The sequence below is a fragment of the Capnocytophaga sp. G2 genome (assembly GCF_035282625.1).
Lineage (GTDB): Bacteria > Bacteroidota > Bacteroidia > Flavobacteriales > Flavobacteriaceae > Capnocytophaga.
Genome location: NZ_JAYKBU010000010.1, coordinates 41,126 through 64,168, shown reverse-complemented (window position 1 = coordinate 64,168; position 23,043 = coordinate 41,126). Strand labels below are relative to the sequence as shown.

The following is a 23,043-nucleotide window of genomic DNA, read 5'->3' as shown; positions in this document are numbered from 1 at the left end:
GGAAAAATCACTAATTTTGTTGCTAATTTGTAAAAACAATGATGAAAGCTACTTATCAAAAATATACCCTACAGTTCAAGCGACCTGCGGGTACCTCGCGTGGGGTACTAACCGAGAAACCTACTTGGCTGCTGACCATAGAACATAACGGACGTCATGGTATAGGCGAATGTAGTCCGCTGCCAGGTCTAAGTATAGACAACCTGTCCGATTACCAACACAGCAAACTTCTATGGACTTGTAATCATATTTCCTTAGGCAAAGATGTCCTTTGGGAACAACTCAAGAGCTACCCCTCTATCCAGTTTGGAGTGGAGCAGGCTTTCCGTTCGCTAGAAGCCCAAGAGGAAGGAGTACTTTTTCCCTCAGCCTTCACAGAGGGGAAGGAGGCGATCCCCATCAATGGACTCATATGGATGGGTGATAAGAATTTCATGCAGCAACAAATACGAGAAAAACTCTCTCAAGGCTTCCGCTGTATCAAGATGAAGATTGGGGCTATAGATTTTGAGACAGAATATGACCTCCTTAAAGGCATTCGTCAGGAATACACACCTTCTGACATAGAACTTCGGGTAGATGCTAATGGTGCCTTCTCGCCCCTCGATGCCTTGGAAAAACTCAAACGGCTTTCTGACCTACAGCTCCACTCCATAGAACAACCTATTCGGGCAGGACAGTATGAGGCGATGGCTCACCTTTGTGAAACCTCTCCCCTACCCATTGCCTTGGATGAGGAACTCATAGGTATTGTTTGCCCTTATCGGAAAGAAGAGATGCTTCAATGGATAAAACCTGCCTATATTATCCTAAAGCCTTCACTCATAGGCGGATACAAAGGTAGTGAAGAATGGATTTCTCTTGCAGAAAAAGAAAACATAGATTGGTGGGTTACCTCAGCCCTTGAGGGAAACGTAGGGCTTTCTGCTATTGCTCAATGGACTTTCACCCTAAAGACTAATATTCCACAAGGTTTGGGCACAGGAAGTCTCTATACCAACAATTTTCCAAGTTCTCTGAAAGTAGAAAAAGGAAAACTCTGGTACAAGCCTACATCCTCCTTATCCTGAATATGTATGTACACTCATCTGTGCTGTAGGTAGGTAGTTCACACCAAACCAACATATTAGCAGAAGAAGAAAAGCAACTCCTACAATTACAAAGCTCTGAAAAGGTTTCTTTTCTTTGTGATTGTACTTATGATGAAGATACACTAAATAGCCAAGCCATGTGATAAAAGCCCATGTTTCCTTAGGATCCCACGTCCAATAGTGCCCCCAAGCCTCCTTAGCCCATAATGCTCCAAAGAGCAAGCCAAAGGTGAGAAATACGTAGCCGACCTTAATGAGCTGGTCGGTTATTAAGAATACTGAATGTACCTCTCGTCCTTTTCTATAGCGATAGATGCCGTAGAAAGCGGTGAGTGAAGCCATACCCAGCATCGCATAAGCAAAGATATATACGATAACATGTGGGATAAACCATACACTCTGCAAGGCAGGCATCAGGGCTTTGTTCATCGTGTCGGGGTGAGTGAAGGTAAGCATTACGAACACAATCCCCATTACAGCCGAGTAACTAAGCATCCACTTTTGGCGATAGAGCAAGTAGATAGCATAGCCTATAAGCCCCATAAAGAAGGCATACCAAATACGTGTTTCAGCAAGGGTACGTAAGGGTGGACGCTCTAAGCTTTGCCAAAGAGCCACAATAAAAACCCCTACCCCTAAGGTAGCCACCAAATGACCGATAACCCCTATCTTTCTGAAGGCTCTGTTTTTGCTATAAATAAGCACCCCTCCTAATAGCCACAAGGCTACTGATAAATAGGTTACTATATCAAAATAAGACCACATTATTAATGATTAATTTTTAATGATTTGTCATTATGAATAGATTAAGAACTCTAATCCTTTTACTTTTTACTTTTTATTTTTTACCTCAAAGAGCATTGCTACACCTCCTGCAATAAGTAGGAAAATACCAACATAAACTAAGGGTAGCCAAGGGTCAGAGATAAGCTCTACGACACTGAGCTCTGACCAACGTCCCATGCGTTCATCATAACTGACCTGGTATATGCGCCATCTATCTACTTTGATAGGATGATTTACCTCTATTTTCTCTTCCAGGATCTCATTTTTCCCTTTTTGGTACACCAATATTTTTGATTGAAATTTGCGAGCCTCAGGGGGTGCCATCACTAAGGTATGTTCTTTGTCCAAATCAATAGCACGCGGTGAAAATTGGAAATTCCCTGCTGATATCCAATCGGTTTTCTTCTGATGAGTACGAAGGTCTTCTACAGTTACTTTAGCTGCATTAGTCGCTCCCCACATCGTATGATTCACATAAGTGCTATCGGTATTTGGAATTGCCTTTTCAAGATATTGGTGTAGGGTAATCCTCCAGTGAAGTAATGTGGTACTCTCCTCGTCTTTCTCAAGCATAAAACCCTGTGGTTTTTCCTTAGGTAAAGCTGAACCTGTGGAATCTATCACGAAGAGTTTATTAGGGTAAATATCTATACTGAACTCCTTGAGTTCTAAAGCAAGAGGGAGTTGTACTATTTGGTTATCCTCCGTAAAGGCACGCCATTCGGGCTTATCCTTGTATAAGTTCATCTTGAGACGTACAATATCACCTTGTCCCAATATACCTGCGAACATCGTAAGCCATAAGCCAAAATGATTGAGGAGGAAAGGGATATTCTTTCGTTGGTATACCATCGATCGCTTAAGGATAGAGAACCAAAGATTCATCAGTGCCAATAGGAAGATGATGCCAAAGTACCACGTTTTGGTAAGATCCTCTAAGCCCAATTTGCCCACGAAGCTATGAGCCACTTCTTGAGGATTTACATTGATACTTCCTAACCCGATAGTGAGCGTCCCAAGGGTTACGACTGTAACAATAGCAAAAGGTGCTGAAGAGAAGCGTACAATAAAATTTGTTTTCCTACAGATAAAATATACAGCCGTAGTGAGTACCACAAAGGCAAAGCCCTCTATCACATTGTAAGGAAAGCTAAACCAGCTTTTGCTAATACTCCCTAAGGTGAGTTGTAGTACCAACCCTATCATAAGGGATACACATGCTACGAGAACAGCGAAAGGATATTGCTTCATTTGTTAGTGAAAAGAAAGCCCCAAAACCTCCTAAGAGGAACAATCTGCAAAAGAGATTATAAATTAAGGGGTCATTATGAAAATAAATATTATTAATGAGAAACTTTGCCAAAGTTTGAGACTTTGGCAAAGTTTGTATTTATTGCCTATATGGGCAAATTGCCTCTTGCTATATAGACAATTTTTTGTTTTATGGGCAAATTACCTCTTGCTATATAGACAATTTTTGTTTTATGGGCAAATTACCTTTTGTTATATAGGCAAATTTTGTTTTATGGGCGAATTGCCATTCGCCCCTACATTGTCATTTGTAATTCATCATTACTTTTGAGTTACTAAACGACCTTCTTTTTTGGCTTCTTCTATCCATTTAGGGACGATTGTCTCCAAGAAGCGTTTCTTAGCAGCTTTTTCTTTTTCCATATCCAAACCTATTTCTTTTTGAGCTTTGGCTTTAGTGCTGATATCAGGCATTACGAAAGCTGCTTTAATATTCAGTTTGTTAGTGAGGTTATCCATATCAGTTTCGGCTTGCATAGCAAAAGTCATACCGTCACTAAGTACACGCATAGCTTCTACTGGAGCATGGAAAGCAGCACCATGGGAAGCGGTGATATAGTCCCAACGCCATTGAGATTTGCGTAACAAAGCCAAAATAGGTTTCATTTGTTCTTCAGTAGCACCATTATCCCATAAGAATTTGGCTTTAAAGTGATCCTTAGCCAATTGCTTTTCTAAACGGTTGCGCAAAGAGAATACAGCATTTTGACGGTCTTCAACATTTTTAACCAATTCTTTTTCACTTTGACGGTGGCAAGTTTGGCAACTTGCTGTTACGTTACGTAAGGGACTGCTAATTTGGCGATCAGAGAATTTCACAGCGCCATCGGTTTTGTAAGGCATGTGACAGTCAGCACAGGATACACCACGTTGTGCGTGGATACCAAATTGTGAAATTTCAAAGTCAGGGTGTTGTGCCTTGATAATAGGAGTACGGCTTATTTTGTGGACATAATCTGTCCAACCGGATTCATCATAATATTTCTCCATATCCTCCACTGCTTTTCCCTCATCCCAAGGGAAGGTAAGATATTTTTTATCTCCTTTGAAATAATACTCTACGTGGCACTGAGCACATACAAGTGAACGCATTTCTTGGTGAGTAGCCTTATTAATATCGCGACCTTGGCGAGCAAAAGCCTCAACAAGAGCAGGCTGAGAAATAGCAAGACTCATTGTTTTGGTATTGTGACAAGTAGCACAACCAATAGGGTTTACGATCTCACTACCCCACTTGTCCCAAGGAGCACTATAATAAGCTTCCAATCCTACTTTCTTCATTAGGCGAGGTACATCAGGGCTTTTACAAGTCCAGCAAGTACCTGGCTGGGGAGAATGTGTAGAATCGGTAGGGGCACCCGTACGGAGGATTTTGGTAACATCCTCAATGGCATGCATGTGTCCGCGCGGAGCATTGTATTCCTTAGAGAATGCATAACCTGCCCAAAGTATGACCATTTCAGGACGTTGCTCAAGCATATCGTCATCTTGACTGCTCATATACTTAGAGCGGAAAGTGGTATCGGCAGTAGCTGCCCAAGAGTCATACTCGCGAGGATAGAACGGTGCATACAATTCATTACGACACTCTTGATCGGCAAGATTATTGCCTTCCTTAGCAATTATTTCAGCTTCCGTTGATCTGTTCATTATTGAACTTGCTAGTAGTCCTAATAAGAAGGTAACTATTGCCAATATACCTGCAATTAACCAATGTTTCTTTTTCATTATCATATAAATTATAATTTCATTTTTAGTGTTACTTTTTACTTTTAGTGGCTATTTCTTGTAGCCAATCGGGGATATTAGCGCCCATGTCATCAATAATAGGTACAGGAGCGTCAGGAGTAGCATTAAGTCCACGTACACGGCTGTGCGGCACCTCACGATGGCATTCCCAGCACAATTTACCATTATTGGCATGTGCCATAGGGGCAGTTACCTTACCCGCTTGTACTTCACTGACTAAAGTACTGTGGCAACGGATACAGTTCTCTTGTACTACCTTTTGTCCTGGAGCATGCATTTTTATTACTTGGGGTTCCATTCGAAAAGTAAACATGGTCGCATGGCGAAGCCCATCATTCGCTTTGAAATAGTACTTGCGAAACACATTATCATGAGGTACATGACAATCGTTACACACGGTATTACGTCCGTGTGAGGAATGAGACCATGTAGCATACTCAGGTTTCATAATATGGCAGTTTACGCACGCCTTAGGATCGTCGGACAGGTAGGAATGAGCCTTAGAGATATAAAATACATACCCACTAAGTCCTATCAGTATTCCTACTAACGCAGGAATAAGGAACCTAAAAAAGCGATTCTTATTAACTGGAGTTTCTTTATCGGATACTGTCATATATAATATAGTTAAACTTTTTAATACATCTGCGTTGCAAAATTAAAAAAAATTTTTTAATTTTGCAACGCAAGAACATCATTTACAGTATTTTATTTTCATTCTAAATAAAAATACTATATTAATTTCAAAAATTATAAATATGACATATTATGAAAGTTAATTTTTTATCTATCACAACATTGGGCATTGGTTTTATTCTGTGTCCCAATCTAGTGAAAGCACAGGAAGAGATTTCTACCACAGAAGGTTTGGATACAGAGCCACAAAATGCTTTCACTCTTTCCGCTCAATTACGCCCGCGTCTTGAGTATCGCAATGGTGCCTATCGCCCTTTACAAGAGGGAGAAGCCCCTGCTATTCTCACTAATAACCGATTGCGACTGAACTTTGACTACAAGCACAGTGATCGTTTGCATCTATACGTTTCTCTGCAGAACGTAAACGTTTGGGGACAAGCCCCTCAAATACAAGCGGTGGATAGAACAGGAGGCATGTCGGTCTTTGAAGCGTATGCGGCTTTCCCACTTGCCAATACACTCAATGCTAAGATTGGTAGGCAGGTAATCGCCTTAGATGATGATCGTATTTTCGGGTCACTTGATTGGCACCCTGCCGGTCGTAGTCATGATGCTGTGAATCTCAACTGGATGCCTTCTGAACAATGGACTCTTCGCAGTTTCTTTGCTTACAACCAGTCGGGCAATGCGACAGCATTACTGAACGTAAATACTCCCAGTGGGCAACACTTTACCCCAGGGGCTGGACAAGATTACCAACACTTAGAAGCCCTCCATGCCCATTACAGTATTAGTGAAGCACAACAGTTATCATTCTTGTTTGCTAATTTAGGATATCGTACAGATAACAGTGCCGACCAAAATATGCAAACCTTTGGAGCATATTATACTGGCAAAAGCAACCCGTTAAGCTATAGTGCTTCCGCCTATATGCAAACAGGTAAAAATGCTAGTGGTGCTAAAAAGAGTGCTTTCTTACTCGCTGCAAATGTAGGTTATAGGTTTACCCCTTCCTTTGGACTCACTGCTGGAGTAGATTATCTCAGTGGAAATGCTTCTGATGATACCTCCGGCAAGGATAAAGCCTTCAATCCTTTCAGTGGTACTAACCACAAGTTCTATGGCTTTATGGACTATTATTATGTAGGATTCACCTCTAATATAGGCTTACTTAATCCTTATCTTACTGCCAATGTACGCACTGGAGAAAAGAGTAACCTCAGTGCTACCTATCACTTTTTTGCGCCCGCTGCTAAGTTTAAAACTGATAAGAAACACAATAGTCTCGGCAGTGAAATAGACCTTGTATACAACCTAAAACTACAATCCTTCATTGGATTGCAAGTAGGGTACTCTACTTACTTTGCTAATGATGGAGCGAAAGCACTCAAAAATACTCCCAACGCTCGCAGCTACCAAGATTGGTTCTGGTGTAGCCTCAACATCAATCCAGAAATATTTTCAGCAAAATTTTAAGGAATTCCTAAGAGGAGAGGCTTTCTGAAAAGGATAGCCTCCCCTTTTTCTTTATTTAGTACCTCAAGATCACTTCTTATTATCCAATAGAACTTCTGACTTCTCCAAAGACAGCCCCATTATTCCTTAAAAAACTTCTTCTTTTATAGCATAATTCTCATAAAAAAATCGGATATTTGCACCAAAATACAAAAGAATGGAACAGGTTTATATCTTTACCCTTTTTGCACTTTTTGTTTTAGCCACTTTTGACCTTACTGTAGGGGTGAGCAATGATGCGGTGAACTTTCTTAATTCCGCAGTGAGTTCACGTGCCGCCAAACTTCGCACTATTATGATAGTGGCAAGTATAGGGGTTGGAATAGGAGCTATCTTCTCCAATGGAATGATGGAAATCGCCAAGAAAGGTATCTTTAATCCGGAGATGTTCTATTTTGAAGAACTGATGGTTATCTTTGCCTCCGTCATGTTAGCAGATATTGTTCTGTTGGACTTCTTTAATAATATAGGCTTACCCACTTCCACAACTATCTCTATTGTTTTTGAACTTTTAGGAGCTTCTGTAGGGGTTGCTTTTGTCAAGGAATTAAAGGTCAATGATAGGATTATCCATGTAATAGATGCTGTAACGGATTATATCAATACAGGCAAGGTAGGGCAGGTAATTTCAGCCATCTTCATGTCGGTATTCATTGCTTTTGTAGTAGGTTCCTTTATACAATTTATCACACGACTTATCTTTACCTTTAATTTTGAGAGGAGGATGCGCTACTTTAGTGGTATTGTAGGAGGAATTTCCCTTACTGCCTTAAGTTACTTTCTAATCATCAAAGGATTAGGAGGACTTTCTTTTATTCATAAGGAGCAATTAGAATGGGTAGAGACCCACACCTCTCTTCTCCTGGGGTGCTTTTTTATTTTCTTTGCTTTCTTAGGGCAGATACTCTATTGGTGTAAGGTAAGCATCTGGAAGGTAATTATTCTTTCAGGAACTTTTGCTCTAGCTATGGCTTTTGCAGGGAATGACTTAGTTAACTTCATTGGAGTCCCTGTCGCTGCTTGGGATTCCTTTCAACTATGGGAGGCTGCAGGAACCCCCAACCATTCCTTAACGATGGAAGCTTTACGAGAGAATGCACAGACTCCTCAGATATTCTTACTGCTGGCTGGTCTGTTAATGATTCTTACCTTATGGTTCTCTAAGAAAACTTTGCATGTCATGCAAACCGAGATGAAACTCTCTCAGCAAAGTACTGGGAAAGAAAGATTTGAAGCTACAGGGCTCTCTCGTGGCATTGTCCGTTTCAGTGTATGGATTACCTCTGTGTTGGAGGAATTTATTCCCAAGAAAATATTAGAACGTATAAATAGTCGTTTTGAGAAACCCTTAGAAAGAGAAGATTCTTCATACGACAAGCCTGCTTATGATGTCATTCGTGCAGCAACCAATTTGGTAGTCTCCAGTAGCCTTATTGCTGTAGGCACTTCCTTCAAACTTCCCCTTTCCACTACCTATGTTACCTTCATGGTAGCTATGGGTACTTCACTTGCTGATAGGGCTTGGGGGAGAGAATCTGCTGTATTTCGCGTAGCAGGTGTGTTCAATGTTATTGGAGGGTGGTTTATTACCGCTGGCGCTGCCTTTGTTATGGGGCTTATTATCGCTGCTATTCTCTTCTATGGGGAAATTTATGCCCTAATTACCATGATATTCCTTGTAGGTTATCTGGTCGTTAGAAATGCTATTGCTTATCGGAAAAGACAAAGAAAAGAGAAAGAGGCTCAGAAGAAACGTTTTAATAAAGAAGACCTTATTACCATCAGTGGGATTATGAAAATTAGCTCCCAGAATATTGCAGGAGCCGTACAAACCATTGATGAACTCTACAATGAAGTGATAGATAACTTAGCGGTAGAGAATCATAAGGGATTAAAAGCTTGTAAGAAGAAAGCCAAAGCTCTCTCCTCCGATATAGAAGATCTGAAAAGTGATATTTATTACTTTATCCGCTCCATTGATGATAGTTCTGTAACTTCCAGTAAGTTCTATATTCTAATCTTGGACTACCTCCATAGTATGTCCAACTCTATCAGCTTTATTGCGGACACTAGCTATACTCATGTGGATAACAATCACAAAAAGCTAAAATACAATCACATACGTAACCTGAAGACCATCTCTGAGAAAATGCACCGCCAATTCCAGAAGATATTAGAAATCCTTAATATCTCCATGTATTCCAATTCTACAACACAGCTTATCAAGGATGTAAATGCTATTAAGGATGAGATTTCTGAGCTGATAGAGAAACAGATTCGCGACATTCGTACCACTGAGTCCAGCCCCAAGAATACTAAACTTTATTTCAGTTTGTTATTGGAAACACGGGTATTGATTCGTTCTATCATTAACCTAATGACACTGTTTAAGAACTTCAAAGACCAATACAAGGAGATTTAGAATAATAACCAATGATTATAATAGAAAAGTGCTTACAGCCCAAAACTGTAAGCACTTTTTAATGGTAATAGGTTAACGCTTATCATAAGCGTTAATCATTGAATCATATTAAAATCCTAATTCTTTTTTCACATCATTGAACAGGTCTTTACCTTCAGCTACAATCACTCCTGCTCCTGTAGCGGAGTCCAATACATACTGATAACCCTGTGCCTTAGCTACCTTCTGTACAGCCTTTTTAGCTTTTTCCATAATAGGTTCTATTAAGGTTTGGCTCTTTTTTTGGTATTCTTCAGCAGCGGTTTGTTGTGCTTGACGGATATTATTTTGCATAGTCTCCAAGGCTCTTTGTTCCTTTTCAAGTTCTGCTTGTTTTTCTTTAAGTTGAGCTTCAGTAAGAGCATTTACCTTACGTTGGAATTCTTCTACTTTCTTTTGATATTCTTTTACAGAAGCTTGGATATCATTGGTATAGGATTGTTCCAATTTTTGTAACTGCGCTTGAGCAGCCTTCATTTCAGGCATTTCTTTAAGGAGCTTTTGAGAATCAATATGAGCTATTTTGACTTGTGCCATAGCGATAGTTGTTCCTCCAAGGATAAATGCAGCTGTAATTACCCAATTTCTAATTTTTTTTATCATTTTTCTATGTGTTAAATTATTTATTATTATTTGTTTGTTGCTTTTGTTGTTGTGCTTTTTCTGCTTTTTTCTTTTCTATTGCTTGAGCACGTTCTTGTTCTCTTTTTTGTTTTTCTTCTAATTGTTTTTGCTTGATACGTTCTCTTTCTTTCTGTCGCTTATCAAGGCTTTCTTTATATTTTTTCTCACGTTCTTCTACTTTACGCTGTCTTTCATCTTTGTACTCAAAGTTAAGGTTTTCCTTAAGCAAAGTACTTATTTCTTTATTCCTGTCCTCTGCATTATCTTTTCTCTTGAGCAATCGCAGAACTATCTTGGTAATATCATTTTTCTCATCTGCATAGATAGAGGCTGCATCGTCTGAGGTAAAAATATAATCATATTTTCTTGTTTTTCCTATCTGTTGTGCTATATTGAACACTTGGTCTTGGATAGGCTGGATGAGCTTCCAACGTTGTGTGATATAATCCCCTGTTTCGGCTCCAAATCGTTTTTGCTTATAATCATCCAAGTTCTGTTGTAATACTTGAATTTCTTCCTCTCTATCTTTGACCATCTCAGAGGTAAGGAGGGGCTTTTCAGCTTCAAGCTTTTCCTCACGGCTTTTTATATCGGCTTGCTTCTGTTCAATATCTTTCTCCCACTGAGCCACCTTTTGGCTAAGTTGTTCACTGGCTACCTTATATTCGTCCATGTTATTAAGGATATAATTCATATCCACATAAGCTATCCGTGTTGCTTTCTGTGCAAACAGTGGAAAGCTTAAGCACAACAAAAATAATGAAAAAGAAAATCTTTTTTTCATGGCACTTTAAAGACTATAAAATATCGTGCCAAAATTAAGCATTTTTTTTTGAATAACTCTGTTTTAAGAATTATTTATGCTTACTATAATGTTTTTTTAAAATCTTTATTAGCTTCTCACTCTTCTCTCAAGGACATTCCCAAGAGATATCTTCTACAGGAGAGGTCATTTCAGGACGGTATTCATAATGCCACCATTCTGAGAAAATAGACTTAAAATTGTACTTATTCATTACCTCCTTAAGTAGTTTACGATTCTCTAAGACCTCCTTAGGCAACTTAGTATAGCTATGGTGTGCTTTTTCTCCAAAGAAGTCAAAAGGTGTCCCCATATTGAGTTCTTTTCCTGTTTTAAGTTCTACTAAAGTAATATCCACAGCAGCTCCCCGATTATGCTTAGAGCCCTTAGCTGGATTGGCCACATAATGGGTGCCTGGTAGGATTTTCCACATCTTCTTTTGGATAGAAAGAGGGCGATAACAATCAAATATCTTAATTGCATACCCTCTTCTTATGAAATCCTTCTGTGCCTCCAATAGTGCTTTAGCAGTAGCTTTCCTAAGATAACATTTAGGGCAATCATACACCTTTTGTTTGAGAAAATTGTCAGTGGTGGCATACTTCATATCCAATACAAAATCCGAAGAAAGCTGTTCTATATTCACAAACTTGGTATGAATATCCTTAACAGATTTCACTCTTGGAAGGCTATCCTTAGGAAAAGTATGAGCTCCTATATGGATATTCCCCATCATAAGAAAGGTTATAAGGATACACACTCCCCTACTATACATCAGATAATTAATATTCATAAAAATAGTTTAATTAGGCATCCTTAGCCATCTGAGAAGTTCTTTGTAAGAAGGTTTCTTTCCATAGGAAAGGATTCCTATGCGATAGATTCTGGCTGCCACCCATAGGGCAAGGAAGAAGAAACCGTATAATAGTACTAAGGAAAGTATAATCTCTCCCCATGATACCCCGAAGGGGATACGCATGAGCATTACCACTGAAGAGGTCAGTGGTATATGAGAGAATATGACAGAAACGCTTCCATGAGGGTCTTCTATTACTGTAAAGAAGCCAATATAAATGGCTAATATCAAAGGGAAAAGTACCGGAAGAAGGAATTGTTGTGTATCTGTTTCACTATCCACAGCAGCTCCTATAGTAGCATAAAAGGAACTGTATATCAAATACCCTCCAATAAAGTATAAGAAGAAACAAATAGATAGTTTTACCAAAGGCAAAAGGCTTAGTTCCTTGAGTAAATCTGCTATTATATGAGGATTGGAAGTAGCCCCAGCAGTTCCTTGTAGAGAGGGTAATAGTGACAAAAGCAATATTCCCAAGAGGAGCCAGATAAGAAATTGAGTAATCCCCACCAAAGAGGTCCCTATTATCTTTCCTAAAAGCAAGGTATGGGGTCTTACAGAAGAGACTATCACTTCAACAATGCGATTTACCTTTTCCTCTATGACACTGCGCATAATCATATTTCCATAAACAATGATAAACATCATTAGCAAATAACCCGCTGTTCCTCCAAAAATAAGCCGAAGCCAACTTGCCATCTGAGAACTCCTATCTCCCGAATAATTTAGTAAAGTAATGGAAACATTCTCTTTAGCATTGGCTATCTGTGAAGGATTGATATTCTCCTGCTGTAGATTATGAAGGAAAAGACCTTGCTCTATAATTTGTTGTAATTTTTCTATAAAGGAAGGGCTTGGAGACTCTTCACTGAAGAACTGAAAATGGTTTGCTCTCTTATCTATATACAGGAATCCATATACTTGTTTCTCTTCGGATACTTTTTTGAGCTGTTCCAAACGACCCTCGGTAGTGTAAGTATAAGTGATTCCCTTCTCTTGAGCAAAAACTTGCTCAAAGTAACCACTCTCATCCAAAATATCAACATGATGTTGGGTTGCATTGTTCAACTGAGTAAGGTAAGCAATTAATAAGGACAAAGCAATCACTGCTAATGGACTTAAGAGTGTCATCAGTAAGAAAGATTTATTGCGTACCTTAGTGAGGTATTCACGGAAAATAATAAGGCGTAACTGTTTCATAACTTGTGCAAAGTTACAATTTTATCGGCAATTATCCAAAGGGTTTTTCACAAATAATAACTATTCTTTCCGCTTCTGAGGTTGTGGTGAAGAACAGATAAAGATTTCCACCTTCCTTGATATGGAATTGCTTACGAATCTGCTCAACAGAGAGAGGAAAGTTTCGTATAGTAATATTTGCCTGAGAGATTGCACTTTGCCTTACCATTGTTTTGGAAAAAGGTATTTTCTCTTTTATCCTAAAAATACGTCCTTGAAAATCAGGCAGATAATTTTCTCCTATAAGTAAATGAGAATCAGGCGCTACCTTCATAAGCCCATACTCTTGAGCAAGTAAATCAGTAGCTCCTCCCTTGAGAATAGAAGCATTGGGCTCATACAAATATTTTCCTTCTGTCCCATAAAATCCCACCACTGCTTTTTGTTTTTGTGACAGATAAAAAGAGAATATATCTGAACGATAAGCACACATATTAACCATTCTAACAAGTGTATTGGTTCTTTCCTTCTTTAATAAGAACAAAAGTTCTTTAACCTCATTTTCTACAGCTACGATGTGTACTTGAGCGGTTTGTGGAAGTTGAATAAGTGCCTGAGTGATATCCAGCATAGGAGAGGTTTTTATCAAGAGGGTATCGGTATATTGCCAAAGAAAATCCAAAGTATCAGGGACATTGGGTAAACAATCCTCTAAGAGGAAAATTCGCCTCTTCTGGTTATCTCGCCTTGAAGGATCTAAATAAATCACATCAAAGAAAAATCCCTTATCATAAAGATACTTATATGAGTCCTCACTTACACAGTGAATCTTGGCTTGTAATAGCTTGAAATTATGCTGCACAATTTCAGAGAGTTCCTTCTGAAGTTCGCAATGCGTAACACTTTTGCATCGCTGAGAGAAGAAATAATCATCCACCCCGAAGCCTCCTGTGGCATCAAGCAAATTTCCACTAACCAAAGAGGCTTTATAACAAGCTGTAGCTTCAGAAGAGGCTTGCTCCAAGGATAGCTTAGCCGGATAATAAATCCCCTCTGTAGCATACCAGAGAGGAAGTTTCGTTCTACTTCTTGCTTTTCCCTCAATCTGGGTGGCTAATTCTGCAGAGGTAATCCCCTCAAAAGGAGATTTTTTCAGAATGAGATTTGGAATATTAACTTTCAGATTCCTCTGTATAAAAGCCTGTACATCAGAATCTAATATTCTGTAGTTCAGCATTTTATATTTTAGAAGTAAGCATTTGAACAAATTTATTATTAGGAAAAACTGCCTTAAGAATGACCTTGAGTACAGTATAAGCAGGAATTGCCACAACCATCCCTACAATCCCGAAAAGAGTTCCACTAATTAAGGTAATCAAAAATATCTCCAAAGGATTGGATTTTACTGAATTAGAAAAAATGATTGGCTGACTGAACACATTATCAATTAGTTGAGTAATAAGAAATCCTATAAGCACATAGATAGTTTTAGGGAGTATTACACTTTGTACATCCGCATCCATAAAATTAGAAATAGTAAGTACAGAGATTACCACAGCCCCTATGATAGGTCCCAGATAGGGAATTAGGTTCAGCAGTGCACACAAGAAAGCTATAATCACAGCATCCCCTACCCCAAAGATAAGCAGCACAATGGTTAAAAGTACAAAGATAACGGTTAGTTGCAAAAATAATCCTACAAAATAACGAGAAAGTAAGTTCTTAATCTCCTCCAGTGTTTTCTTAATCTTAGGCAATCGCTTAGGATCTGCCAAACTTAAAAAGGAGTTACTAATAGCCGTTCCATCCTTCATAAAGAAAAAAGCAATGAAGAAGACCGAAAAGAGTCCCATGCCTAAGTTACTGATAATCTCAATAAAACCATTAACCACTGAGGAGACATCCTGCATATTAAGCAATTCGGGGATATTCGTTATATTGGATTCCAATTTCGTAAATCCTAAAGAAAGAAGAATATTATCCAAAAAGAGAAGAATATTATCATTCAACGCCTGGAAATCAATAGAAGCCAAATTCTTCCCTTGCGTAATTAACATAGGAATAAATAAACTCATAAGTCCTATAAAAAAACACATAATAAGCCCTATAGAGGTAATGGTTGCCCAAGTGTTCTTAAACTTTAATTTTTTCTTTAGGAATTGTATTATGGGACGTCCTATTAAGGCAAGCACAGAAGCCAATATAACATAGATAATTACATTCTGTAGCTTGTAAATTCCCAAGCATAGGAGGAATACTCCTACAATCATTCCTACGGCTTTAAGGATTCCCTGAGCAATTATATTTGCATTCATATTTTTCATATTTTCATTCAATAGTTGCTAAAATCATTCTATCATGATTTGATAAATCTTTTTGTAATACTACTTTTCTAAATCCTTTCCTATTAAGCATTTGTATCATTTCTTTTGCTAAGTATTGATTCATTTCAAAAAATAACTTTCCTTGCTTGGACAAATGTTGATGGGCTAATTCTGCTATCTTTTCATAGAAAAGCAAAGGATTATCATCAGGGACAAATAGTGCCAGATGAGGTTCATGTTCCAAAACATTAAGCGCTATTTCTCTTTTTTCTGAATTCCTTACATAAGGAGGATTGGAAACAATAATATCAAAAATCCGTCCTAAGTGTGTTACCTTTAGAATATCTTCCTGTAAGAAGTGAACAGAAACCTTATTCTCTTTAGCATTCCTTTGAGCTACTTCAAGAGCTTTTTCACTTATGTCCAAAGCAAAAACTGTAGCCTCAGGCAAGTATTTTTTTAGGGCAATTGCTATAACTCCACTACCGGTACCTATATCAAGAATTTGTAAGGGGGTATTCTTAGGGGTTTCCCGCAATATCCATTCCACTAATTCCTCAGTTTCTTGTCTGGGAATCAACACATTATCATTAACAAAGAAAGACATTCCATAGAAGTAAGTTCTATGAAAAATATACTGTATAGGGATATTTTTCTTAAGCTCACTCAGCGCTTTTGCTACCTTATTTATCTGTTCTATAGAGAGTTCTCTTTCTCTATAGAGAAAATAATCTGCTTTATTGATTGCCAAACACTCTTCAATAGTAATGAAAAATAGACTATTTCTCTCTGTTACATCATACTGGATAAGTTCCTGAAGGAATTGATTTTTAAGTGTTGTGAGTATCATTGCTTATTCTTTGCCTTATTTCCAAAGATTCCCTGTATCAGTTGCTTAAAGGTTTCAAAATCCACCTTATAAGTAAGTCCTACCCCTTGAGAGTAATCTATTTTATCAATAAGGTATTGTTGTAATTCATTCTCACGGTTGAATATCTTAGCACTAAGCCTACCGTCCTTAGTTAGAAGGAATTGGACTTCAAAATCTCCTGCTACAGCCGTTTGAGTAACTCCTCCTATAGGAATTCCTAACTTTCCATTAAAGAATATCCGATCCGTCACTTGAGTAGAGACGGTAATTCCTAATCGGTCAGAGCTATTGTAAGTTCTTTCAGGGGTTACCGTACCACTCTCATAGCTTACCCCTAAGTTAAGCTTATCATCATCACTCGATAGCAATTGATTAAAAATACCTGCTGCAGTCTCCAGCATATTGTAAGATAACAGTTTTTCCCCTGCAGTAGCATCACTCATAAAGTTCCCTTGTGCCAAGAGAGAGAAAGCTTGTAGCTGTTTCTTATCAGAATCCTCCAGTCGATAATTCAGTTCAGAGACCAGGCTCGGACTACTATCAGGGAAAGTAATATCAAAAACCGTTTGAGGGTGTGACAAATCTCCTTGTAAGTTTATCACCACTTGAGTTTGTATCTTCCTATTGTATTGATTGGAATCCAAGAGAACAGAGGGATTTACATAAAGAGTATAGGCGGCTTTTAGGTTTTGTAAGGTTGCCCCCATGGGGTCTCCATTCCATGAGATAGAACCATTAGGGAGTACCTTAAATTTCTTATCAATCAAGCCTTCATACTTAAAGTTATACTCTCCTGTAGTTGTGATAAAGTCCCCCCACATATTGAACTTACCATTGGTATTTATTTCTAAAAGAACTGTTCCCGCACCACGCCCTATAAGGCTTGAATTATTCTTTGGGTCTACGATGATTTCAATTTCTGCTGAAGGAAGAACATCCAAATCAAAATTCATTTCAAGCCCTTGATAGGTTTTTGAAAGGGTTTGTTGGTTATTCGCTTTTTCCTTAGAGGTAAATGTAATAAAAGAATCATCTCCGACCGTTTGAGTATCACTTAAAGGAATTTTAAATTTAGTTCCCTCTCCTGTTACTGCCTTCACCCCTATGGTAAGGTCATTAACATTTCCTGTTATGCTTGCTTTACCAATGATAAACCCAGTTCCATAGAAGAGTTCATTATCCTTAGCCTGAGTATTGAGCACTAAGAAACGCTTATTCTTAGTATCAAAATGGAGGTCTAAGAACCAATCACTAAAGTTGCGATGATAAATCTTTCCAGTAAGGAGCGCTTGCGTTCTATATACCTTATCTGTAAGTATTATATCACTGAATATTAAATTATTATCTTGCAATACTATTTGAGCATTAGGAGAGAGGTCAAGATCAATATTCAGATAAGGGACACCCATTCCTGTATTATCAAGGGAAAGTGTTCCTTCCACTTTTGGCATGGAGACTTGTCCTGTTATCTGTGCCTTTCCTGAGATATTTCCCCTAAGATTAGAAAGAATATCTTTGGCAAGTGGAGCAAAAGGTTTTAAGTTCAGCTTATCAATTTGTGAAGTAAGATTAAGATACGTACCTCCATTCTTTATCGAGATATCTCCCCAAGTATGAAATCCTTCTCCTAAGCCATTGACAAATTCTAAGTTGGTATTGAAGGACGACAAGTCCTCATTTCCTTCAATCATAGCCTGCAGGTCTCCTAAATCATACTTATTTAACATGAATCCCTTTATAATCAGGTCAGAGGTAGGATAATATTTATTCTTCTGCTGAATGAGTGACAGATGTCCGCTTAGGATACCATCTAAGTCCAATCCCTCCAGTTCAGGAGTTATCTTATTTATATCTACTTTGTCAAAAATCAGATGAAGATCCTTATAATCCTTCTTTACAATTCTCCCATTAAGGACAATGGATTCATCTTTATGATGCAAATTAAAATTCTGGATCTGAATGGAGTCCAATCTTCTATCCAAAATGAGTTTATTCTCCTTAGTATTATCCATAAGCCATTCATTTCCCTTGAAATAAATGGTGGACTGCTTAAGTCCTATAACGGATTCTCGTTTTTCATTAATGGTATGATAGAACTTAAGGGTATAATCATCCTGAGAGTTCTTCCCGCCCTTGAATTCTGTCTGAAAGAATAATGTATCCGTAGTAGAGGTATTGAGCATATTGAATTTCTCCACCTTATAGTAAGGATTTCCAATACTAGATATCTGCAAGAGAGATCTATACAAGGGGTTTTTCTTATCATATTCAAAATTAATCCCCTTGAGAGAATAGTTAGATATATTGATATAAGGAGAACGAAAGTTTATCTTAAAATCATTATCATCCCCCACTAATTTACCGCGAATAAAAGTATTCGGTGCTAAAGAAAGTTCTGGGAGGAAGATTTCTATAATCTTATTATATATCTTAAAATCAAAGGTAAGATATTGTCCTTTCATTACCTTGAAAGGTTTATAATTATCAAAACCATAAGCCAATGTATTGATTAATATATGCCCTACTTGAGAGAACTTAAATTCTCCTTGTATTTTTCCTGAGATAATATCGGGTGATTCCAAAGTAATTGTGCGAAGGCTTGTAGTATCTTTCTGAATCTCAATGGAGAAATCAGCAAAATCATATATTTGTGAGTTTTTCTGATAGGAAGCATTCTTAAGGACTACCTTTCCAACCATGTTATCCAGCGTATTTCCTGTAATATCCAGATCTATATTTCCTTTTACCTTAGCAATAGAATCCTTCTTAATAAAGCCTAACGCCTTCAAGTCTGCATGTTTCATTTCTCCAGAGAGCACGTAATTCGCCTTTTCTGAGGAAGTAATATCAGCCATTCCCTTAAAGTCCATCTTAAGATTATCATCTCCTATGGAAGCTGTTGCTTTGATTCTTTTACGGAAATACTCTGCATCTAACTTTATATTTTTATAAAGATAGTTATCATAAAGCACTGAATGAACAGTAGCTTGAAGAGATAGTTTTTCCAAACTTTTAGCACTCAGTCCCTTACCTACAAATTGGATAGCTGCAGAGAGTTTTCCCATTTGAGAGATTTTTAGTAAGTTTCCTAATTGTAATTGGTATGTCTCCAGAGTTCCTTTATAATTAGTCCTTTGAGGGTGTGCTATATCAAAGAAAGAACCACTTATAATAAAATCCCCTTTTTGGGTAAATATATCGGCATCCACAAGGAGATCTTTGGTTGTATAGGTGAACTCAGCCTCTCCTTCAAAGAAACCGAAATCTCGTAGCTCCTCTGGAAGGTTCTTTCCTAAGAGGTTCGGCATAAGTCCTACTAAGTCCGAATATACGGAAGCAAAATGAGGAAAATCTCCCCAGAACACAAAATCTTTCTCCTTATTGAAGGCATTCTTTATAAGGATATTCTCTCCCTCAATAGCCGTATTTTCATGATACAAATGTACATTCTTTACTGACAAATTATTAAGCGACCCACTAAGCTCTCCTTCTACCTCAAGTGTCCGCTCCATGGCGAATCCATCATAAAAACCATTGATGTCATTCGTACTGATATAAGAAGTTCTCATAGAGGCTTGTATACCTACCTTATCAAGGAAGTTAGAGAAACTACCTTGATTTGCTATAAAACTAATATCGGCGTCTACCTGAGAGAAAGGCGTTTTAAGAAGCAGTTTATCTAAAGAAATAAGTGAATCCGAATACTGGAAAGAGGTTGAGAGGTCATCCACCTTCAGATGGTTATCAAAGAGAAATATTCCGTTCTTAAGTTGCAGCTTTATATCGGAATCCAAAATATCAAAGTCATGGATCGTTGCCGTCAGTCCATCTATCTCGGTGAGTACAACATTAGTATTCTCAGTATTGTAATCACTTACCCGAAAACGCCCATTCTTAATTTTTATTGTATTGGCTCTCATGATGAAAGGTTCCTTACTTGGTGGAGTATCACTATCAAAACGAGAAACAAATATATCTAAATTAGAAAGAGTATCCCCTTTATAGGTTTTCATATCAAGGAAAAGCCTATCGGTTTCAAGAGTGGAAAAATACAAGTTTCCCTTCATCAGTTGCCTTAGGTTCAGTATGGGAGTACGAATCTCCTGTGCAGAGATAAGTGTATCTTTTTGATAGTCACGGATAAGTACTTGCTCAAGATTCACCATTCCCGTAAGGCTTACTGAGAGTTTTTCTATATGTATATCCACATTATAGTCCGTATTGATGCGATTCATAACCACCGATGCCAACTTTGTCTGTACGGAGGGGATCATCAGTAGTAAGAATACAAAAATCAGAATATAACAGATAATTTTTACGATATTTTTAAATATACGAAAAATTTTTTGAGTCACCTTCGTTTTGTCTATTTTTTTAGTACTTTTGCCTTGCTTTTACCAAGACAATTTTTGGGGCAAAAGTACAATAAATTTCTCTTCTCTCACCGAATAACCTCAAGAATTTTATCTAAAGAGAAGAATTTATCTTTTATTTGCGAAAAAAGCACTATTTTTCTTAATTTTATTAAAATGACACCTAAAAAACCTTATATATTAGCCATAGAATCCTCCTGTGATGATACCTCTGCTGCTGTACTTTGTGGAGAAAAAGTCCTTTCCAATATAATTGCCAGTCAGAAGATTCATCAGGAATATGGGGGAGTGGTGCCAGAGCTTGCCTCCCGTGCTCATCAACAGAATATTATCCCTGTAGTACATCAGGCTTTAGCACGAGCCCATGTAGCTAAAGAACAACTTTCAGCCATTGGCTTTACACGAGGACCTGGTTTGCAAGGCTCTCTCCTTGTGGGAGTTTCCTTTGCTAAATCCTTAGCTCTTTCTTTAGACATCCCCTTGGTAGAGGTCAATCATCTGCAAGGACATATTCTATCTCATTTTATTGATAAAGAAGGAAATAAGAAACCTTCTTTTCCTTTCCTTGCCATGACCATCAGCGGAGGGCACACCCAGATACTCAAAGTTAACGACTATTTTTCCATGGAGATTCTCGGAGAAACTCAAGATGATGCCACAGGAGAAGCTTTTGATAAAACTGCCAAGATATTGGGACTTCCCTATCCTGGGGGTCCCTTGATAGATAAATATGCCAAAGAAGGAAATCCTCATGCTTTTTCCTTCCCTTTTCCTAAGGTAGAAGGACTAAATTTTAGTTTTTCAGGACTGAAAACCTCCGTCCTATATTTTATACAGAAAAATGTAAAGGAAAATCCTAATTTTATTCAAGAGAATCTTTCTGATATCTGTGCTTCTGTACAATATACAATAATTGAAATTCTTATGCGCAAGCTCAAGAAGGCTGTTTCCCAGACAGGGATTCAGCAGATAGCTATAGGAGGAGGTGTTTCTGCTAATTCTGCCCTGAGAGCTACCCTACAGCACTATGCAAAGAAAGACCTTTGGGAAGTATTCATCCCTGAATTCCAATACTGTACCGATAATGCTGCCATGATAGGCATTGCTGTTTATTATAAATATTTGCGAAAGGACTTTGCTGATATGCATGTTACAGCACAAGCTAGATACAACTTTTAAGGTAACAGGTAATAGATTCCCTCTATTCCTCGCCTCATGCGACCTTTCAGGCTGTAGGCACTCGCTGACTATACTTTTTGTTTTTCACTTTCCTGCTCACTCATGCGACTTTACTTTTTACCTAAATAGATTATGAATATTGCTATTGTTTGTTACCCTACTTTTGGAGGAAGTGGTGTGGTTGCCACTGAATTAGGAGTTGCCCTCGCACAAAAGGGCTATCAGATACATTTTATTACTTATGGACAGCCTGTGCGGCTATCTTCTTTCCATAAGAATATTCATCTTCATCAAGTGTACATGGAGGAATATCCGCTATTCCGTTACCAGCCTTATGAACTAGCCCTTTCCAGTAAAATGGTTGAGGTGGTGCGTGAATATAATATTGATATCATACATGCCCATTATGCTATTCCTCATGCCTACACAGCCTATATGGCAAAACAAATACTACACAAAGAAGGACTTAAAGTAGCTATTATCACCACCTTACATGGTACAGATATCACCTTGGTAGGAAATCACCCTTATTACAAGACAGCTGTTACCTTCAGTATCAACGCCTCCGATGCAGTAACTTCTGTCTCAGAGAGCTTACGCAAGAATACCTATGAACTATTTGATATCCAAAAGGATATTTCCGTTATTCCTAATTTCATTGACATAGAAAAAAGGAAAAAACAACCTAAAACCTGCCATCGTGCCATGCTTGCCAATCCCGATGAACTAATTATCACTCACGTAAGTAACTTTAGAAAAGTCAAAAGAGCTTGTGATGTAGTACGTATCTTTCACAGAATTCTTCCTTACAAGAAAGCAAGACTCATCATGGTAGGCGATGGTCCTGATCGAGAGAATGCCCAGGCTTTAGCACATCAGTTAGAGATCCAGAATTATGTTACTTTTCTTGGTAATTATCTGGAAGTAAATGACATTCTCTGTTCTTCTGATTTATTTATACTTCCTTCTGAAACAGAAAGTTTCGGGCTCGCTGCCTTAGAGGCTATGGCAGAGGGAGTCCCTGTAATCTCAAGTAATGCAGGAGGTATCCCTGAAGTGAATAAGCAAGGCATATCAGGCTTCCTTAGCGATGTGGGAGACATACCGTCCATGGTGGATAATGCTCTTATTATCCTAAAAGACAGAAAAACACTTGCTCGGTTCAAAAAACAAGCCTTCGAGGAGGCTTCTCGCTTTGACGAAAGGAAAATTATACCCATGTATGAGAATGTATACCAAAAAGTTATGAAGGAAAAGAAGCTCTTTTAAAAAAGAGTTTCAGAAAT

The 23,043-nt window shown here is 38.1% G+C and carries 17 protein-coding genes; 5 read left to right on the top strand and 12 right to left on the bottom strand.

Annotation, left to right across the window (positions count from 1 at the left end):
• The first annotated feature begins 41 nt into the window (after positions 1–41).
• Positions 42–1,070, top strand: coding sequence for an o-succinylbenzoate synthase (locus VJJ03_RS07110; protein WP_323974720.1), 1,029 nt, complete (start codon positions 42–44; stop codon positions 1,068–1,070).
• On the opposite strand, the gene ccsA is transcribed toward VJJ03_RS07110, so the two are convergent.
• The 4 genes from ccsA to nrfH all read right to left on the bottom strand — a co-directional run bounded on the left by ccsA (position 1,062) and on the right by nrfH (position 5,553).
• Positions 1,062–1,856: a cytochrome c biogenesis protein CcsA gene (ccsA, locus tag VJJ03_RS07105; RefSeq protein ID WP_009745163.1), complete on the bottom strand. Its 795-nt coding sequence runs from the start codon at positions 1,854–1,856 to the stop codon at positions 1,062–1,064. The two genes, VJJ03_RS07110 and ccsA, sit on opposite strands and share 9 nt — an antisense overlap.
• Positions 1,857–1,922: 66 nt before the next feature.
• Positions 1,923–3,128, bottom strand: coding sequence for a cytochrome c biogenesis protein ResB (locus VJJ03_RS07100; protein WP_323974648.1), 1,206 nt, complete (start codon positions 3,126–3,128; stop codon positions 1,923–1,925).
• A gap of 321 nt (positions 3,129–3,449) precedes the next feature.
• Entirely contained in the window at positions 3,450–4,916 is a 1,467-nt protein-coding gene (gene nrfA, locus VJJ03_RS07095) for an ammonia-forming cytochrome c nitrite reductase (protein ID WP_323974646.1), read from the bottom strand.
• 31 nt (positions 4,917–4,947) lie between these two features.
• Positions 4,948–5,553: a cytochrome c nitrite reductase small subunit gene (nrfH, locus tag VJJ03_RS07090; RefSeq protein ID WP_323974644.1), complete on the bottom strand. Its 606-nt coding sequence runs from the start codon at positions 5,551–5,553 to the stop codon at positions 4,948–4,950.
• A 152-nt stretch (positions 5,554–5,705) separates the two neighbouring features.
• Here nrfH and VJJ03_RS07085 point away from each other — a divergent pair, with 152 nt between their 5' ends.
• Both VJJ03_RS07085 and VJJ03_RS07080 read left to right on the top strand, forming a co-directional pair.
• Positions 5,706–7,049, top strand: a complete 1,344-nt coding sequence (locus tag VJJ03_RS07085) for an alginate export family protein (protein ID WP_323974642.1) — start codon at positions 5,706–5,708, stop codon at positions 7,047–7,049.
• Positions 7,050–7,245: 196 nt separating this feature from the next.
• Positions 7,246–9,510 carry an inorganic phosphate transporter gene (locus tag VJJ03_RS07080; RefSeq protein ID WP_323974640.1) on the top strand — a complete coding sequence of 755 codons (2,265 nt, stop codon included), beginning with the start codon at positions 7,246–7,248 and terminating at the stop codon, positions 9,508–9,510.
• Between the two features lie 108 nt (positions 9,511–9,618).
• On the opposite strand, the gene VJJ03_RS07075 is transcribed toward VJJ03_RS07080, so the two are convergent.
• The 8 genes from VJJ03_RS07075 to VJJ03_RS07040 all read right to left on the bottom strand — a co-directional run bounded on the left by VJJ03_RS07075 (position 9,619) and on the right by VJJ03_RS07040 (position 20,560).
• A complete protein-coding gene (locus VJJ03_RS07075; RefSeq protein WP_009745155.1) occupies positions 9,619–10,152 on the bottom strand; it encodes an OmpH family outer membrane protein in 534 nt (177 codons plus the stop codon).
• A gap of 16 nt (positions 10,153–10,168) precedes the next feature.
• Positions 10,169–10,957, bottom strand: a complete 789-nt coding sequence (locus tag VJJ03_RS07070) for an OmpH family outer membrane protein (protein ID WP_009745154.1) — start codon at positions 10,955–10,957, stop codon at positions 10,169–10,171.
• Between the two features lie 127 nt (positions 10,958–11,084).
• Positions 11,085–11,768: a M15 family metallopeptidase gene (locus tag VJJ03_RS07065; protein WP_009745153.1), complete on the bottom strand. Its 684-nt coding sequence runs from the start codon at positions 11,766–11,768 to the stop codon at positions 11,085–11,087.
• A gap of 9 nt (positions 11,769–11,777) precedes the next feature.
• Positions 11,778–13,031 carry an ABC transporter permease gene (locus VJJ03_RS07060; protein WP_009745152.1) on the bottom strand — a complete coding sequence of 418 codons (1,254 nt, stop codon included), beginning with the start codon at positions 13,029–13,031 and terminating at the stop codon, positions 11,778–11,780.
• Between the two features lie 31 nt (positions 13,032–13,062).
• Positions 13,063–14,247: a THUMP-like domain-containing protein gene (locus VJJ03_RS07055; RefSeq protein ID WP_323974637.1), complete on the bottom strand. Its 1,185-nt coding sequence runs from the start codon at positions 14,245–14,247 to the stop codon at positions 13,063–13,065.
• Position 14,248: 1 nt separating this feature from the next.
• Positions 14,249–15,325: an AI-2E family transporter gene (locus tag VJJ03_RS07050; protein ID WP_040358238.1), complete on the bottom strand. Its 1,077-nt coding sequence runs from the start codon at positions 15,323–15,325 to the stop codon at positions 14,249–14,251.
• 13 nt (positions 15,326–15,338) lie between these two features.
• Positions 15,339–16,184 (bottom strand): peptide chain release factor N(5)-glutamine methyltransferase, encoded by an 846-nt coding sequence (gene prmC / locus VJJ03_RS07045; protein WP_323974635.1) that lies wholly within the window; start codon positions 16,182–16,184, stop codon positions 15,339–15,341.
• Positions 16,181–20,560 carry a translocation/assembly module TamB domain-containing protein gene (locus VJJ03_RS07040; RefSeq protein ID WP_323974633.1) on the bottom strand — a complete coding sequence of 1,460 codons (4,380 nt, stop codon included), beginning with the start codon at positions 20,558–20,560 and terminating at the stop codon, positions 16,181–16,183. Before VJJ03_RS07040 ends, prmC begins: the two co-directional genes overlap by 4 nt.
• A 174-nt stretch (positions 20,561–20,734) precedes the next feature.
• On the opposite strand from VJJ03_RS07040, the gene tsaD reads away from it, so the two are divergent.
• Positions 20,735–21,757 carry a tRNA (adenosine(37)-N6)-threonylcarbamoyltransferase complex transferase subunit TsaD gene (tsaD, locus tag VJJ03_RS07035; protein WP_323974632.1) on the top strand — a complete coding sequence of 341 codons (1,023 nt, stop codon included), beginning with the start codon at positions 20,735–20,737 and terminating at the stop codon, positions 21,755–21,757.
• A 132-nt stretch (positions 21,758–21,889) separates the two neighbouring features.
• Complete coding sequence (bshA, locus tag VJJ03_RS07030) at positions 21,890–23,026, top strand: N-acetyl-alpha-D-glucosaminyl L-malate synthase BshA (RefSeq protein WP_009745146.1); 1,137 nt, start codon at positions 21,890–21,892, stop codon at positions 23,024–23,026.
• The last annotated feature ends 17 nt before the right edge of the window (positions 23,027–23,043 follow it).

Coding starts and splice junctions, on each gene's coding strand:
- VJJ03_RS07110 (WP_323974720.1), top strand. CDS start 42: ATGAAAGCTACTTATCAAAAATATACCCTACAGTTCAAGCGACCTGCG.
- ccsA (WP_009745163.1), bottom strand. CDS start 1,856: ATGTGGTCTTATTTTGATATAGTAACCTATTTATCAGTAGCCTTGTGG.
- VJJ03_RS07100 (WP_323974648.1), bottom strand. CDS start 3,128: ATGAAGCAATATCCTTTCGCTGTTCTCGTAGCATGTGTATCCCTTATG.
- nrfA (WP_323974646.1), bottom strand. CDS start 4,916: ATGAAAAAGAAACATTGGTTAATTGCAGGTATATTGGCAATAGTTACC.
- nrfH (WP_323974644.1), bottom strand. CDS start 5,553: ATGACAGTATCCGATAAAGAAACTCCAGTTAATAAGAATCGCTTTTTT.
- VJJ03_RS07085 (WP_323974642.1), top strand. CDS start 5,706: ATGAAAGTTAATTTTTTATCTATCACAACATTGGGCATTGGTTTTATT.
- VJJ03_RS07080 (WP_323974640.1), top strand. CDS start 7,246: ATGGAACAGGTTTATATCTTTACCCTTTTTGCACTTTTTGTTTTAGCC.
- VJJ03_RS07075 (WP_009745155.1), bottom strand. CDS start 10,152: ATGATAAAAAAAATTAGAAATTGGGTAATTACAGCTGCATTTATCCTT.
- VJJ03_RS07070 (WP_009745154.1), bottom strand. CDS start 10,957: ATGAAAAAAAGATTTTCTTTTTCATTATTTTTGTTGTGCTTAAGCTTT.
- VJJ03_RS07065 (WP_009745153.1), bottom strand. CDS start 11,768: ATGAATATTAATTATCTGATGTATAGTAGGGGAGTGTGTATCCTTATA.
- VJJ03_RS07060 (WP_009745152.1), bottom strand. CDS start 13,031: ATGAAACAGTTACGCCTTATTATTTTCCGTGAATACCTCACTAAGGTA.
- VJJ03_RS07055 (WP_323974637.1), bottom strand. CDS start 14,247: ATGCTGAACTACAGAATATTAGATTCTGATGTACAGGCTTTTATACAG.
- VJJ03_RS07050 (WP_040358238.1), bottom strand. CDS start 15,325: ATGAATGCAAATATAATTGCTCAGGGAATCCTTAAAGCCGTAGGAATG.
- prmC (WP_323974635.1), bottom strand. CDS start 16,184: ATGATACTCACAACACTTAAAAATCAATTCCTTCAGGAACTTATCCAG.
- tsaD (WP_323974632.1), top strand. CDS start 20,735: ATGACACCTAAAAAACCTTATATATTAGCCATAGAATCCTCCTGTGAT.
- bshA (WP_009745146.1), top strand. CDS start 21,890: ATGAATATTGCTATTGTTTGTTACCCTACTTTTGGAGGAAGTGGTGTG.